The organism is Aeromicrobium sp. PFPM2_SD2 (assembly GCF_057364525.1).
Map to the genome: position 1 here is coordinate 1 of NZ_JBNFNZ010000671.1, position 899 is coordinate 899.

Annotated in this window: 1 protein-coding gene; it reads left to right on the forward strand. The window is 76.1% G+C overall.

The annotated features are described in order from the left end of the window. Positions 1-899, forward strand: an 899-nt coding sequence (locus tag AC2W7G_RS17340; protein WP_485869533.1) for a hypothetical protein, incomplete at both ends; no start/stop codon positions are given.

The window sequence follows — 899 nt, forward strand, 5'->3', positions numbered from 1 at the left end:
CTGTCCGGTCGGCTCGTCCGCGCGCTGTCGTTCGTCCGCCAGCACCTCGACGCCCGCCCCGAGCCCGGCCCCGACCGGGTGCGGCTGCTGCTGACCCTCGGCGAGCTCTCGCAGACCGCCGGTCGCGACGACGACGCCCTGCGGCTCAGCGAGGAGCTGCTCGACGGTCTGCCCGACGACTCGCCCCTGGCGGTGCGTGCCCACGTGCTGCGGTCCCGGGTGCTGGCCGACTCCTGGCGCAACGACGAGGCGCTGGAGCACGCCGAGCACGCCGTCACGCTGAGCGAGAAGGTCGACGACCCGGCCCTGCGGGCCGACGCCCGTGCCGCGGCGACCCGCGTGCTCGTGCGCCGCAGCCTGGCCGTCGACGACGCCGCCCGCCGCTACACCGAGCTCGCGCAGGCGTTCCGCACCGAGAGTGACGTGATGGGCGAGCTGCGGGCCCTGCACCACCGGGGGTTCCTGCGGCTCAACTCCAGCGACCTGGACGGCGCCGCCCGCGACTTCGCCGTGCTGCACGAGCGCGCCGTCGCCACCGGTCACCAGTGGGCGCCGTACGGCTTCGACGGCCGCTTCTTCGGCGCGCTCGTCGCCTACCTGCGCGGGACGTGGGACGACGTGGTGCGCATGTCCCGGCTGCCCGACGACGCCCCGAGCGAGTGCCGCGGGTCCATGACCGCCCTGGCGCTGCTGGTCATGGCCGGGCGCGGCGACCAGCCCGACCCCACCGACCTGGCCCACGTCGAGTCCGTCTGGCGCGACGACGTCACGGTGCCGATCCACGCCGGGGCCGCGCTGATCGACCTGCACGGCGACGCCGGCCGCGTCGACGAGGCGGTCGCGGTGCACGGCCGGGTCGTCGACGAGCTCGCCGGCACCTGGTCCGAGCCGCTGCACCC